We start from the raw sequence: 13,083 nt of genomic DNA on the forward strand, positions 1-13,083 counted from the left end.
GCCTTTATGGCTTGGCGGACGGGCGAGGACAAGGCGGGGGATGATGGAGCGGCTGCGAGCGCTGTGGCTGAAGGAGCGGCCGGCGTTTCCACTCTGGACGCCGGTTCTGCTCGGTCTCGGGGTCCAGATCTATTTCTGGATGCCGGTGGAGCCGGCCGGCGCGGTCTATCCGCTGCTGCTGGCGCCGCCGGTTCTGCTCTGGGCGCTGCTCCGGCGGCGCCGGCGGGGCGCGGCGCTCTTCGGGGTCGCGGTTCTGCTGGTGGCGGCGGGGTTTTCGCTGGCCGGGGCGCGGGCGCGGCTGGTCGCGGCGCCGGTGCTGCCGGCGTCGATCGACGCGGGCGTCGAGGGGGTGATCCGCGACGTCACCCGCACCGCCGCCGGGCGGCCGCGGCTGGTTCTGGATCAGCTCTATATTTTCGGGCTGGACGCCGAGGCGACGCCGGCGCGCGCGCAGATATCGCTATCGAGCGAGGCGCATCTCGCCGGGCTCGCGCCGGGGACGACGGTCTCGCTCTTCGCGCGGCTCGGACCGCCGGGCGGGCCGGTGGAGCCGGGGGCGTTCGATTACCGGCGCGACGCGTGGTTCAAGACGCTCGGCGCGATCGGGTTCGCGCGGGGGGCGCCGGCGGTGATTCCGGCGGAGGCGGCGCCCGGCCCGCTCCGGTGGCTGAGCATCCGGCTCGCGGCGATCCGGGCGAAGATCTCGGCCGGAATCCGGGCGCGGATGCCGGGCGAATCCGGGGCGTTCGCGGCGGCGGTCACGGTCGGCGACCGGGCCGCGGTCGACAAGGACGCGACGCGGGCGTTGCGGGAATCCAATCTCGCGCATCTTCTGGCGATCTCGGGCCTGCATATGGGGCTGGTGACGGCGCTGGTGTTCGGCGCGGCGCGGCTCCTGCTGGCGGCGATCCCCTATACCGGGCGGCGCTGGCGGACGAAACGGCTGGCGGCGCTGATCGCGCTGGCGGCGGCGACGGCGTATCTCCTGCTGTCGGGCGCGTCGGTGGCGACGCAGCGCGCCTATATCATGGCGGTGGTGGCGCTGGTCGCGGTGATCGTGAACCGGCCGGCGATCACGCTGCGGGCGCTGGCGGTCGCGGCGCTGACGATCCTGATCCTGCGGCCGGAAAGCCTCACGCATGTCGGGTTCCAGATGTCCTTCGCGGCCACGGCGGCGATCATCGCGGGGTTCGATTACGCGCGTGAGCGGGGCTGGAGCGCGCATCTCGGCTCGGGCGGGCCGCTGCGGCGGATCGGCGGCTATGTTCTGGCGCTGGCGGCGACCAGCCTGCTGGCGGGGCTGGCGACGGCGCCGTTCGCGGCGTTTCATTTCAACCGCGTGGCGAATTACGGGCTGCTCGCCAATCTGGCGGCGGTGCCGCTGATGGGGTTCTGGGTCGCGCCGGCGGGGCTGATCGCGGCGGCGCTGGCGCCGTTCGGGCTGGAGGGCGCGGCGCTGACGGCGATGGGGTGGGGAATCGACGCGATCATGGGCGTCGCGCGGTTCGTCGCCGGGCTGGAGGGCGCGGCGCGCGGCGTGGCGGCGGCGCCTGGAATCGTGCTGACGCTGATCACATTTGGCGGGCTCGGGCTCTGCCTCGGCAGGCGCGCGCTCCGATGGGCGGGGCTGGCGGCGACGGCGGCGGGGTTCCTGATCTGGGTCGGGGTCGACGCGCGGCCGGAGGCGCTGGTGGCGCCGGAGGGGCGGCTGATGGGGGTGATGGGGCCGGAGGGGCGGGCGCTCGATCATGCGAAAACCCAGAGCTACGCGGCGCGGAACTGGCTCCAGCGGGACGGCGACGAGGCGACCCAGGCGGCGGCGGCGGCGCGGGGCGGCTTCACCGAGGGTTACGCCGGCTCGATCGGCGCGCTCTCGAACGGATGGCGGATCGCCAATGTGCTGGCGCGGCGGCCGGCGCCGGCCGCCCTCGCCGCGCTGTGCGAGCCGCGGGTGCTGATCTTCGCGCCGGGCGCGGCGGCGCCGCCGGAGGGGCCGTGCCGGGCCCTGATCGGGGAGGAGCTGACCCGGCTCGGCGCGATCGCCATCGACGCCGACGGGGAGGATCTCAGGATCCGGACCGTGGCCGAGGAGGCGGGGCGGCGGCCATGGACGGGCGCGGGCGCCGGGAGCGGGGACGCTGGCGATGTGGGCGCGGCGGCGGAGTGAGCGCGGGCGCTCACCCTCGCCGCCGGGCCGCATGATTCAATAGGTTCGGATCAGGCCGACCATCCGGCCCTGAATCTTCACGCGCCGGGCGTCGTAGCGCTGCGTGGCATAGGCCGGGTTGGCGGCGATCAGCTCGACGACGCCGCCCTTGCGGCGAAATGTCTTCAGGGTCGCCTCGTGATCCTCGATCAGGGCGACGACGATGTCGCCGTCGCGCGCCTCGTCCTGGCGGCGGATGATCACGATATCGCCCTCATGCACCCCGGCGTCCAGCATCGAGTCGCCCTTGACCTCAAGCGCGTAATGCTCGGCCCGGGGCGAGAGCATCGCGCGGGGCACGGTGATCTGATCCGCGGTGTTCTGAAGCGCCTCGATCGGCATGCCGGCGGCGATCCGCCCGATGAGCGGGACCAGATCGGCCTGCTGATCGGGAAGCGATTCGGGGCGCGGGCGGAAGTCGTGGCGGATGACGTTGGCGGCGGCGCCCGCCGGCGCCAGCCCGTCCGGGAGCCTGATGATCTCGATCGCGCGAGCGCGATGCGCGAGCCGGCGGATGAATCCGCGCTCCTCCAGCGCGACGATCAACCGATGGATCCCGGATTTCGACCGCAGATCAAGGGCTTCCTTCATCTCGTCAAAGGAGGGAGAGACGCCCTCTTCGCTCACGCGTTGGTGAATGAATTTCAAGAGATCGAGCTGTTTTCGAGTCAGCACCGGCGGATCCTCCCCTCATGTTCGCCCCGAGTTCTATTATTGTTCTCATTTTGGGTCAACAGATTCCGTCGGGCGGCGGCGCCGTCAGAGGCGGATCACGTCGACCGTCTCGCCCGCGCCGCGCGCCGGCGCGCCGGGGGCGGCCACGACCAGAGCGTTCGCGGCGGCGAGAATGGAGAGGAGCGAGCTGTCCTGACTGGGAAAGGGGAAGGCGACGAGCCCGTCCGGCGTCTCCTCCAGCCGGGCGCGCATGTAATGCTCGCGCGGGCCGTTGGCGGCGAGCGGGGAGCCGAGGCGCGCGCGGATCCGGGGCGCGGGGCCGGCCTCCAGCCCGAGAAAGGCGGCGATGGCGGGGCGCAGCAGAAGATGGCCGAGCACCATCGACGAGACCGGGTTCCCGGGCAGGCCGACCATGGGTTTGCCCCGCACCCGGCCGGCCATCAGCGGCTTTCCCGGCCGCATCGCGACGCGGTAGAAGCTGAGATCGAGGCCTTCGCGCCCGAAAACCTTGCGCACGAGGTCATGGTCGCCGACCGAGGCGCCGCCGAGGGTGACGATCAGATCGGCGTTCGCGGCCCGGTCGAGCGCCTCGACCAGCGCGGCGTCGGTGTCGGCGGCGATGGGATCGATTCGCGCGATGGCGCCCGCCTCCTCCAGCATCGCGGCGAGGCCGTAATTGTTGGAGGAGATGATCTGGTTCGGCCCCGGCCGGCCGCCCGGCGGGACCAGTTCGTCGCCGGTGGCGATCAGGCTGACGAGGGGGCGGCGGCGCACGTCGAGAAACGGCGCGTTCATCGCCGCGGCGAGCGCGATTTCGGCGGGATTGAGCCGACGCGGCGCCTCAAGCCGGGCGCCGGCGTGGAAATCTCCGCCGGCGGGCCGGATATGGCGGCCTTTCTCGGGGGCCTCGCGAACCGTGAGCCGGTCTCCGGCGCGCTCGGCGTCCTCCTGGATCAGGATGGTGTCGGCGCCCGAAGGGACCGGCGCGCCGGTGAAGATGCGCACGGCCTCGCCCGGGCCGATCGCGCCCTCGAAGCGCCCGCCCGCCGCCACTTCGGCGATGACGGCGAGGGTGGCGCCGAGCCTCGCGTCCGCCGCCCGCACCGCGTAGCCGTCCATCGCCGAGGCCGCGAAGGGGGGCTGGTCGCGGCTGGCGACGACCGGCGCGGCGAGCGCGCGCCCGGCGGCGAGATGGAGCGGCGCGCTCTCGACCTCGAGCGGTTCGATCAGCGCGAGAACGCGGCGGAGCGCCTCCTCGGCGGAGATGAGCGGCGCGTTCATTCGGCGCTGAACTCGCCGGAGCGGCCGCCGGACTTGTGAACCAGCCGGATCTCGGTCAGCCGCATGCCCTTGTCCACCGCCTTCACCATGTCATAGACGGTGAGCGCGGCGGCGGAGACGGCGGTCAACGCCTCCATCTCGACGCCGGTGCGGCCGGTGACGCGGACCGTGGCCTCGATCTCGACGCGGGCGTTGGCCGTGTCGGCGGCCAGCTCCACCGACACTTTCGAGAGCTGAAGCGGATGGCAGAGCGGGATGAGGTCCGGCGTCTTCTTCGCCGCCATGATCCCGGCGAGGCGGGCGACGGCGAAGACGTCGCCCTTTTTCGCGCGGCCGTCCATGATCAACGCGAGGGTCTCCGGCGCCATGACCACGGCGCCGCGCGCGGTGGCGGTGCGGCTGGTGACGCGCTTCTCGGTCACGTCGACCATATGCGCGTCGCCCTTGGCGTCGAAATGGGTGAGGCGGCTCATGCGGCGGCCCCGAGCGGGAGCGGGTCCGCGAGGAGCGCGCGCGTCGCCGCCGCCACGTCCGGCTGGCGCATCAGGCTCTCGCCGATGAGGAAGCTGCGCGCGCCGGCGCGGGCGAGTCGGGCGAGGTCGGCGGGGGTGAATAGCCCACTCTCTCCGATCAGGAGCCGGCCCTCGGGCGCCCGTTTCGCAAGGCGTTCGGTGACGGCGAGGTCGGTCTCGAAAGTTTTGAGATTACGGTTGTTTACGCCAAGAAGTTCAGATTTCAGATCGGTGGCGCGGGCCAGCTCCGCCTCGTCATGGACCTCGATCAGCGCGTCCATGCCAAGGGCGAAGGCGGCGGCCTCCAGCTCCGCGGCCTGCGCGTCGGAGACCGAGGCCATGATGATCAGGATCGCGTCGGCGCCGAGCGCGCGCGCCTCCGCCGCCTGCCAGGGATCGTAGAGGAAATCCTTCCGGATCACGGGGAGATCGACGGCGGCGCGCGCCTCGACGAGATAGGCGTCGGCGCCCTGAAAGCTCGGCCCGTCGGTGAGGACCGAGAGGCAGGCGGCGCCGCCGGCCTGATAGGCGCGGGCGAGGGCGGGGGGCGAGAAATCTTCGCGGATCAGGCCGCGGGAGGGGCTGGCCTTCTTGATCTCGCCGATCAGCCCGTAGCCGCCGGCGGCCTCGGCGGCGCGGAGCGCGCGGGCGAAGCCGCGGGGCGGGGGCGCGGCGGCGGCTTTCGCCTCGATCTCGGCGAGGGGCGTCGCGGCCTTTCGCGCCGCGATCTCCTCCAGCTTGTAGGTCTTGATCCTGTCGAGAATGTCAGTCATCCGGCGCCTCGTTGGTGATTTTGGCGAGCGCCTCGACCTTGGCGCGCGCGGCGCCGGAATCGATGCTCTCCGCCGCGCGGCGCGCGCCCTCGCGAAGGTCGGGCGCGGCGCCGGCCACGACCAGAGCCGCCGCGGCGTTCAGGAGGACCGCGTCCCGGTAGGCGCTCGCCTCGCCGATGAGAAGCCGGCGCATGGCGAGGGCGTTCTCCTTCGCGCCGCCGCCGACGATCTCCCGGAACGGGCGGCGCTTCAGCCCGGCGTCCTCCGGGGCGATCTCGGTCTCCTCGATCGCGCCGTCCGGCGACAGCATGGCGACGCGCGAGGGCGCGGAGATGGAGAGCTCGTCCGTGCCGTCGCCGCCATGGACGAGCCAGGCGCGCTCGGAGCCGAGCGCGGCGAGGACCTCCGCCATCGGCCGGATCAGCGCCGGCGAGAAGGCGCCGGTGAGCTGGCGCTTCACGCCGGCGGGGTTGGTCAGCGGGCCGAGGATGTTGAAGATGGTGCGCGCGCCGAGCTCGGCCCGCGCCGGGCCGACGAAGCGCATCGCCGGATGGTGCATCGGCGCCATCATGAAGCAGATCCCGATCTCGGCCAGCGCGCGCTCCGCCACCGGGGCCTCGACCATCACGTTGACGCCCATCTCGGTCAGCGCGTCGGAGGAGCCGGAGCGCGACGAGAGGTTGCGGTTGCCGTGCTTGGCCACCTTCACGCCCGCGCCGGCGACGACGAAGGCGGCGGCGGTGGAGATGTTGAGCGTGCCCTTGCCGTCGCCGCCGGTGCCGACGATGTCGATCGCGTCCTCGCCGCCGGCGACGCGCGTCGCGTGGGCGCGCATCACGGCGGCGGCGGCGGCGTATTCGTCCACCGTCTCGCCCCGGGTGCGGAGCGCCATCAGAAAGCCGCCGATCTGCGCCGGGGTCGCGTCGCCCGACATGATGGCGTTGAACGCGGTCTCGGCTTCGGCCCGGGTGAGGGGGCCGTCGGACGCCTTGCCGATCAGGGGGCGGAGCGCCGCCGACATCAGACGGGCTCCGGCGCGCGGCGCCGGGCGGCGCCGGGGAGCGCGACGCCGGCGAGGGCGAGGAACGCGGCCAGAAGGCGCGGGCCCTCGGGCGTTCGGATGCTCTCGGGGTGGAACTGGACGCTGTGCACCGGCCGGGCGCGGTGGCTGAGCCCCATGATCACGCCGTCATCGGTCTCGGCGGTGATCTCGAGCGCGTCCGGCAGCGAGGCCCGCTCCACGATCAGGCTGTGATAGCGGGTCGCCTCCAGCGGGTTCGGCGCGCCGGCGAAGACGCCGCTTCCCTGATGGCGGATCGCGCTGAGCTTGCCGTGCATGATCGTGGGCGCGCGGATGATGCGCCCGCCGAACGCCTGGCCGACGACCTGATGGCCGAGGCAGACGCCGAGGATCGGCAGGGTCTCGGGCGCGCGGCGCACCAGATCTAGGCAGATGCCGGCGCTGTCCGGGGTCGCGGGGCCGGGGGAGATGACGATCGCCTCCGCGCCCATGGCGAGCGCGTCCTCGACGCTCAGCGCGTCGTTCCGGCGCACCTCGACCTCCGCGCCGAGCCCGCCGAGCGCGTGCACGAGATTATAGGTGAAACTGTCGTAGTTATCGATCAGGAGGAGCATGCAATTGGCCCAGAACCGCGCGTGAAGGGCGAATTGCCCCAAAGGTGTGCTTCGGGCATATAAATGCGCCGGAGCCCGCCTTGAGGTCAAGCGAAGCGGCGCAGGGCGGCGCGGGGCGGATCGAGGAGATATGAATGGCGCGTGGAAACTCGAGGCGCGGAGCCTATTGGCTCGGCGCGCTGTTCGGGCTTGTGGTCTCGGGCGGGGCGATCGCCTTCCTGTCGATCAGGGCGCCGCTCGCGCCGGAGGCGGCGGTCGCCCCGGCGGGCGTCGAGCAGGAGATTCCCGTGGCCGATCCGGCGGCGCCGGAGGTGGCGCCGGACGCCGAGGCGCCGGAGCAGGCCGCGCCGGAGGTGGTGACGGACGCCGAGACGCCGGAGCCGGCCGCGCCGGAAGCGAAGACGGACGCCGAGGCGCCGGAGCCGAGCGCGCCGGAGGTGGAGACGGACGCGCCCGCGCCCGCCGTGACGCCGGCCGCCCCGGCGACGGAGACGGAGGCGCGCGGGGCTGAAAGCGCGGACCGCCCGGCGCGCCCGGCCGACGACATCGAGGAAAAGCCGGCCGGGGAGACGCCGGCGCCCGCCGCGCCGCCGGCGGACCCGGCGCCGGCGGCGGATTCGCCGGACGCGGAAGCCGCGCCTACGCCCGCCGCGCCGAAGGCGGAGGCGCCCGGGGCGCCGCGCCATGTCGCGAACGCGGCGCCGTTCAAAGGCGACGCGGCGCGGCCGCTTCTGGCGATCGTGCTGACCGGCGTGGGGGCGCCGGGCGACCGCGAGCTTGACGAGGTGATGCTGCTCGACAGCCGCATCGCGCTGGCGCTGGCGCCGGACGCCGCCGATCCGGCGGCGCTGGCGGCGCGGCTTCGCGGCGCCGGATTCGAGGTGCTGGCGGCGCGGATGGACGCCTCCGGGGCGCCCGATCTCGCCGGGCCGGTGCTCGGCGCGGCGTTCCTGACCGCGCCGGCCGACGCGGCGGGGGCGGTCGGCGCGCTCGCGCCCGAGGGCGCGGCGCTGCTGGATCTCACGGCGATCGGCGGCGGCGCGCTTTATCGCGAGGCGTCGAAGCGGCGCCTGCCGGCGGCGGCGGCGGGGGCGCGAATCGACGAGATCGCGAACGGCGATCTGGTCTATCAGGCGCTGGAGCAGGCGGCCTCCGCCGCCGAGGGCGCCGGCGCGCTCGTCGCGGTGGGGGCGCTCAGCCCGGCGACGCTTTCGGGCGTCCGGCGCTGGGTGGGGCTGAAGGCGGGGGAGACGGTCGAGGTCGCGCCGCTTTCGGCGGTGATCCGGAAGCTGGAGCGGCGGTGAGCGCGCGGCGGAGGGAGACGTTCGCGCCCAAGCCGAAGGACGGACCGCCGGCCGAAGCGGGGACCGGCGCGGCGCGCGGCGCGCGCGGACGGCGCTTGACGCGGGCCGGGCGCGGGGCTCCTATCCGCGCCATGTCGATCACGGGGGAGTCCTTTCGCGCGTTTGCGCCCGCCCTGGCGGCGCCGACCGTGGTCGCGCGGCGGGCCTCATGATCGAGACGTTCGGGGTCTCCCTCGCCTCCGCCGCGGTTTTCGGCGCGATCGTCACGATCTCGGCGGCGCTGCACCGGCTCGGCGGGCAGGGGTTCGGCACGGTCCTCGCCCCGTTCGCGGCGCTGATTGCCCCCTATCACACGCCGGCGACGGTGCTTCTGCTCGGCTCTCTGGTGACGCTGACCGGCGCCGGGCTGGAGCTGCGCGCGATCCGGGTGCGCGAGATCGCGCCGGCGCTGGTCGGGCGGCTGCTGGGGACGCTGCCGGCGGTCTGGCTGGTCGGGATCGTGGTCGGCTCGCGCTATCTCGGGCTCTCGGTCGCGGCGGTGATCCTGCTCGGGGTCGGGCTGTCGCTCGCGGGGCTGCGGGTGCGAAAGACGCCGCTGATGCTGATGGCGGCGGGCGGGCTTTCGGGCTTCATCGGCACGCTCACCTCGGTCGGCGCGGCGCCGATGGCGCTGATCTATCAGCATGACGAGGCGCGAAAGGCGCGCGCCACGCTCAACACCTTCTTCATGTTCGGCGTGGCCGGCTCGTTCGCGGCGCTGGCCATCGCCGGCCTGGTCGAGGTCCGGCATGTGCGCTTCGCCGCGGCGATGGCGCCGATGGCGCTGCTCGGCATCTGGCTGGCGGGGCCGCTGGCGCGCCGGGTCGGCGGCATGTCGCTGAAGCCGATCGGGCTCAGCCTCGCGACGCTGGGCGCGCTGCTTCTGATCTGGCGAAACGCATGGTGACCGGCTGGCTCTCGTGGATCGGGGCGCGGGCGCGCTGGATTCTTCTGATCGGGGCGTTCGGCGGGCTGGCGTTTCCGGCGGGCTCCGCCGTGCTGCGCCCGTTGCTGCCGTATCTGGTGGCCGTCGTCTACGCGGTGGCGATGCTGCGGATCGACCCGATCATGATTCTCAAGGGGCTGATGAATCTCCGCCGCGCGCTCTCGGCGGCGGCGGTCTCGTTCGGGATTCTGGTGATCGCGCCGCTGGTCGCGTTCGGGCTGGCGCGGGCGCTCGGCCTCGGCCCCGATTACGAGGCGGTGCTGGTCTATACGCTGACCGCGCCGCCGATCGCGTCGGCGGCCGCGCTCTGCCTCATCATCGGGTTCGACGCCCGCGTCGCGCTGGAGCTGACGGTGGTGACGTCGCTGGCGATGCCGTTCACCGGGCCCGCGGTCGCCGGCCTGCTGCTCGGCGACGCGCTGGCGCTCGATCCGGTCGCGCTCGGGCTGCGGATGGCGGCGATGATCTTCGGCGGTTTCGTGCTGGCGATGCTGGGGCGCAGGCTCTTCGGCGTGGCGCGGATCGAGCGGAACGCGGCGGCGCTCGACGGGCTCGCGGCGCTGGTGTTCCTCGCCTTCGTGATGTCGGTCTTCGACGGGATCGGGCCGAACATCCTGGCGCATCCGGGGCGGAGCCTCGCCTATCTCGCGCTCGCCACGCTGCTCGTTCTCGGCGGGGGGGCGCTGGTGCGGTTCGCGCCGGGCGCGCCGATGCGGAACGGGGCGCTCGGCATCGTCTGGGGGACGCGCTCGGTCGCGATCTATCTCGCGGCGCTGCCGCCGGACCCGCTCTTCGCGCTTTACGTGGGGCTCTACCAGTTTCCGATGGCGGCGATCGTGATGGTGTTCCGGCGCGTGAAGCCGGGCGGCGGCGCCGACGGGAAGGCGCCGTGACCGCCGCCCGGGGGGCGGCGCGCGCCTGTCCCACGCATTTACGCTATTCTGGCTCTAACCTCCCGCGGCCCGACGAGGCATTGAACAGGGGGCGCGCCGCGTTCGAAACTCTAGAGGAGCATGCCGATGAAAATGACCACCGAGGAAGCCTTCGTCAAAGTGCTTCAGATGCACGGGATCGCCGAGGCGTTCGGGATCATCGGCTCCGCGATGATGCCGATTTCGGATCTGTTCCCCAAGGCCGGCATCCGCTTCTGGGATTGCGCGCATGAGTGCAACGCCGGCTACATGGCCGACGGCTACACCCGCGCGACCGGCAAGATGTCGATGATGGTGGCGCAGAACGGGCCGGGCATCACCAATTTCGTCACCGCGGTGAAGACCGCCTACTGGAACCACACGCCGCTTCTTCTGGTGACGCCGCAGGCGGCGAACAAGACCATGGGGCAGGGCGGGTTCCAGGAAGTCGAGCAGATGAATCTGTTCGCGGACATGGTCGCCTATCAGGAGGAGGTGCGCGACCCCTCGCGCATGGCCGAGGTTCTGAACCGGGTGATCCTGAAGGCGAAGCGCGCCTCGGCCCCGGCGCAGATCAACGTGCCGCGCGACTACTGGACCCAGGTGATCGACATCGAGCTGCCCGAGATCGTGGAGTTCGAGCGCCCGGCCGGCGGCGCGGCGGCGATCGCGGAGGCGGCGAAGCTGCTTTCCGAGGCGAAATTCCCGGTGATCCTGAACGGCGCCGGCGTGATCCTCGCGGGGGCGATCCCGGCGTCGATGAAGCTCGCCGAGGCGCTCTCGGCCCCGGTCTGCTGCGGCTATCAGCACAATGACGCCTTCCCGGGCTCGCATCCGCTCTTCGCCGGCCCGCTGGGCTATAACGGCTCGAAGGCGGCGATGGAGCTGATCGCGAAGGCGGATGTGGTGCTGGCGCTCGGCAACCGGCTCAACCCGTTCTCGACCCTGCCGGGCTACGGGATCGATTACTGGCCGCAGGACGCCAAGCTCATTCAGGTGGACCTGAACCCGGACCGGATCGGGCTGACAAAGCCGGTGACGGTCGGCGTCGTCGGCGACGCGAAGAAGGTGGCGGAGGCGCTCCTCTCCAGCCTCTCGCTTCCGGATGCGGGCGGCGCGGAGGCGAAGGCGCGCCGCGGCCTGATCGCGGAGACGAAATCGGCCTGGGCGCAGCAGCTCACCTCGATGGACCATGAGGAGGACGACCCCGGCACCACCTGGAACGAGCGCGCGCGGACCGCCGAGCCGGAGAAGATGTCGCCCCGCATGGCGTGGCGCGCGATCCAGTCGGCGCTGCCGAGGGATGCGATCATCTCGTCCGATATCGGCAACAACTGCGCCATCGGCAACGCTTATCCGACCTTCGAGGCGGGGCGGAAATATCTGGCGCCGGGCCTGTTCGGGCCGTGCGGATACGGGTTTCCGGCGATCACCGGCGCGAAGATCGGCCAGCCGGACGTTCCGGTGGTCGGCTTCGCCGGCGACGGCGCGTTCGGCATCTCGATGAACGAGATGACCGCGATCGGCCGGGGCGAGTGGCCGGCGATCACCATGGTCGTCTTCCGCAACTATCAGTGGGGCGCGGAGAAGCGGAACACCACGCTCTGGTTCGACGACAATTTCGTCGGCACCGAGCTGGACAAGGGCGTGAGCTACGCCGCGATCGCGAAGGCCTGCGGGCTGAAGGGGGTTCAGGTCGCGACCATGGACGCGCTTCGGGACGCGCTGGCGGCGGCGGTGGAGGCGCAGATGAAGGCGGGCGAGACCACCTTCATCGAGATCCTGCTCAACCAGGAGCTTGGCGAGCCGTTCCGCCGCGACGCGATGAAGAGGCCGGTCTCGGTCGCGGGGATCGACGCGGCCGACATGCGCCCCCAGGCGGGAAGCTGAGGAGGGCGGCGCTCAGCCGAGCGCGAGGGTGACGGCGGCGGCGGCGGCGATGTCCTCCGGCGCCGCGCCGCGCGAGAGGTCGCAGACCGGGCGCGCGAAGCCTTGCAGGAACGGGCCGACGGCCTGCGCGCCGGCCAGCTCCTGCGCGAGTTTGTAGGCGATGTTTCCGGCGTCGAGGGAGGGAAAGATGAGCACGTTCGCATCGCCCGCGCCTGGGCCGGAGGCGCCTTTCGCCGCCGCGATGGCGGGGTTGAGCGCCGCGTCCGCCTGCACCGGCCCGACGGCGCGCCCGCCGAGCGCGGCGGCGGCCTCGCGCACCATATCCACCGAGGCGCCGGCGCCCGACGCGCCGGTGGAGAAGGAGAGCAGCGCGACCCGCGCCGCGCCGAGCAGCCGCTCCGCCGCATGCGCCGCCGCGCGCGCGATCGCGGCCAGCGCCTCGGCGTCGGGGGCGACGGTGACCGCGCAATCGGCGAAGATCATCTCGCGCCCGTCCGGGAACTGCATCAGGAAGAACGAGGAGGGCGCCGGGACCCCGTCGGCGAGGCCGATCCCGAGCGCCGCGCCCTCGATCACGCGGCGCGTCGGCGTTTCGGCGCCGGCGACCAGCGCGTCGGCTTCGCCGGCGGCGACCATGGCGGCGGCGAGGACCATCGGCTTTTGCAGCATTTTCAGCGCGAGTTCGGGGCGGGTCTTCGGGCGCGCGCGCAGGATATGCGCGACATACGTCTCCGCCGGCCCCGCCGCGGCCAGCGTCACGATCTCGGCCACGCCGTCGGCCTCCAGACGGCGGGCGGCGGCCTGGATCCGGGGCTCCTCGGATTCGGGCATGAGGATGCGGCCCTTGCGGGCGCGGGCGGCGGCGAAGGCGCGATCGAGTGCGGTCATTCCGGTCTCCAACATCAGAAAGG

General features: G+C 72.8%; 12 protein-coding genes. 5 read left to right on the top strand and 7 right to left on the bottom strand.

Annotation, left to right across the window (positions count from 1 at the left end):
- Positions 1–43 precede the first annotated feature (43 nt).
- Entirely contained in the window at positions 44–2,167 is a 2,124-nt protein-coding gene (locus WG921_RS10450; RefSeq protein ID WP_340109173.1) for a ComEC/Rec2 family competence protein, read from the top strand.
- Positions 2,168–2,203: 36 nt separating this feature from the next.
- On the opposite strand, the gene lexA is transcribed toward WG921_RS10450, so the two are convergent.
- The 6 genes from lexA to WG921_RS10480 form a co-directional block, all read right to left on the bottom strand.
- The gene (lexA, locus tag WG921_RS10455; protein WP_340109174.1) at positions 2,204–2,881 is read right to left on the bottom strand and encodes a transcriptional repressor LexA; all 678 of its coding nucleotides are present in this window, start codon (positions 2,879–2,881) and stop codon (positions 2,204–2,206) included.
- 84 nt (positions 2,882–2,965) lie between these two features.
- Complete coding sequence (locus tag WG921_RS10460) at positions 2,966–4,162, bottom strand: molybdopterin molybdotransferase MoeA (RefSeq protein WP_340109175.1); 1,197 nt, start codon at positions 4,160–4,162, stop codon at positions 2,966–2,968.
- A complete protein-coding gene (gene moaC / locus WG921_RS10465) occupies positions 4,159–4,635 on the bottom strand; it encodes a cyclic pyranopterin monophosphate synthase MoaC (protein WP_340109176.1) in 477 nt (158 codons plus the stop codon). Before moaC ends, WG921_RS10460 begins: the two co-directional genes overlap by 4 nt.
- Positions 4,632–5,447, bottom strand: a complete 816-nt coding sequence (gene trpC / locus WG921_RS10470) for an indole-3-glycerol phosphate synthase TrpC (RefSeq protein ID WP_340109177.1) — start codon at positions 5,445–5,447, stop codon at positions 4,632–4,634. Before trpC ends, moaC begins: the two co-directional genes overlap by 4 nt.
- A complete protein-coding gene (trpD, locus tag WG921_RS10475) occupies positions 5,440–6,468 on the bottom strand; it encodes an anthranilate phosphoribosyltransferase (RefSeq protein WP_340109178.1) in 1,029 nt (342 codons plus the stop codon). The genes trpC and trpD overlap by 8 nt, the downstream gene beginning before the upstream one ends.
- Positions 6,468–7,082: an anthranilate synthase component II gene (locus tag WG921_RS10480; protein WP_340109317.1), complete on the bottom strand. Its 615-nt coding sequence runs from the start codon at positions 7,080–7,082 to the stop codon at positions 6,468–6,470. The genes trpD and WG921_RS10480 overlap by 1 nt, the downstream gene beginning before the upstream one ends.
- A 134-nt stretch (positions 7,083–7,216) precedes the next feature.
- On the opposite strand from WG921_RS10480, the gene WG921_RS10485 reads away from it, so the two are divergent.
- The 4 genes from WG921_RS10485 (at position 7,217) to xsc (ending at position 12,172) form a co-directional block, all read left to right on the top strand.
- Positions 7,217–8,386: a divergent polysaccharide deacetylase family protein gene (locus WG921_RS10485; RefSeq protein ID WP_340109179.1), complete on the top strand. Its 1,170-nt coding sequence runs from the start codon at positions 7,217–7,219 to the stop codon at positions 8,384–8,386.
- 208 nt (positions 8,387–8,594) lie between these two features.
- A complete protein-coding gene (locus tag WG921_RS10490; protein WP_340109180.1) occupies positions 8,595–9,332 on the top strand; it encodes a TSUP family transporter in 738 nt (245 codons plus the stop codon).
- On the top strand, positions 9,326–10,264 hold the full coding sequence (locus WG921_RS10495) for a hypothetical protein (RefSeq protein ID WP_340109181.1): 939 nt from the start codon (positions 9,326–9,328) through the stop codon (positions 10,262–10,264). Before WG921_RS10490 ends, WG921_RS10495 begins: the two co-directional genes overlap by 7 nt.
- Before the next feature lie 126 nt (positions 10,265–10,390).
- On the top strand, positions 10,391–12,172 hold the full coding sequence (xsc, locus tag WG921_RS10500; protein WP_340109182.1) for a sulfoacetaldehyde acetyltransferase: 1,782 nt from the start codon (positions 10,391–10,393) through the stop codon (positions 12,170–12,172).
- A 12-nt stretch (positions 12,173–12,184) separates the two neighbouring features.
- Here xsc and WG921_RS10505 read toward each other — a convergent pair whose 3' ends face one another.
- On the bottom strand, positions 12,185–13,060 hold the full coding sequence (locus WG921_RS10505; protein WP_340109183.1) for a phosphate acyltransferase: 876 nt from the start codon (positions 13,058–13,060) through the stop codon (positions 12,185–12,187).
- Positions 13,061–13,083: the final 23 nt, after the last annotated feature.

The organism is Paludibacillus litoralis, assembly GCF_037646705.1.
GTDB lineage: Bacteria > Pseudomonadota > Alphaproteobacteria > Rhodobacterales > Rhodobacteraceae > Pikeienuella > Pikeienuella litoralis.